Annotated in this window: 1 pseudogene; it reads left to right on the top strand. The window is 76.3% G+C overall.

Going from position 1 to position 524, the window contains the following annotated elements:
• Nucleotides 1–438, top strand: a pseudogene (locus B8460_RS19540) (dihydrolipoamide dehydrogenase); the annotation flags it as partial.
• Nucleotides 439–524 lie beyond the last annotated feature (86 nt).

Genomic DNA, 524 nt, shown 5'->3' on the forward strand with positions numbered 1-524 from the left:
GTCTTCCGCCTGCCGGCGCGGCTCGATTACCGCGCCCTGCCGCGCGTCACCTACACCGCGCCCGAATTGGCCCAGACGGGACTGACGGAGGCCGAGGCGCGGGCGGACGGGATGCGGCCCACCGTGCTGCGCTGGGACCTGCGGGAGAACGACCGGGCGGTGGCGGAGGCGGACACGGAGGGGCTGGTGAAGCTCGTCGTGGCCGGAGGAACGCTGGTCGGGGCCGGCATCCTGGCGCCGCATGCCGGGGAGATGATCGGGCTGTGCGCCCTCGCGATCGCCCGCCGGCTGGGCCCGTCGGCGCTGGCGCAGATGATCCTGCCCTATCCGACGCGCGCCGAGGCGATCCGCCGCGCCGCCGGCACGCTCTATGCGCCCCGGCTGTTCGCGCCGCGCACACGCTGGCTCGCCCGCACGATGACGAGGCTGGCCGGCTGACCGCGGCGGAGCACGACGAAGGCTGCCTGCCGGAACCGCCGCGCCAGCACGGCCGCGCGTGCGGGCGGCAGGGCGGCGAGCACATG

It is taken from the genome of Acidisphaera rubrifaciens HS-AP3 (genome assembly GCF_000964365.1).
Taxonomy (GTDB): Bacteria; Pseudomonadota; Alphaproteobacteria; order Acetobacterales; family Acetobacteraceae; genus Acidisphaera; species Acidisphaera rubrifaciens.